At 76.8% G+C, this 233-nt stretch carries 1 pseudogene; it reads right to left on the bottom strand.

The features are described from left to right. Positions 1-233, bottom strand: a pseudogene (locus KVS71_RS20145) (short chain dehydrogenase); the annotation flags it as partial.

Raw genomic sequence — 233 nt, forward strand, 5'->3', positions numbered from 1 at the left:
GTAGTCCCCGGCCCTCCCCGACTCCATGCCGCCCGGGGCGTTCAGGGCGAGGGCGGCGGGGCGCCCCTACTCGGCGCGGACGGCGTCGAACATCTCGGCTACGGACGCAGGGGCGGTGAGGTCCGCGCCGACGACGAGCGCCCGGCGACCGAGCTCCCGCAGCTGCGCCGCGAGCTTCTCCCCGCGCGGGGCCTTGCTCCGGAAGTTGATGACCACGTCGGCGCCGGGCTCGG

It is taken from the genome of Microbacterium sp. GbtcB4, assembly GCF_019091465.1.
Taxonomy (GTDB): domain Bacteria; phylum Actinomycetota; class Actinomycetes; order Actinomycetales; family Microbacteriaceae; genus Microbacterium; species Microbacterium paraoxydans.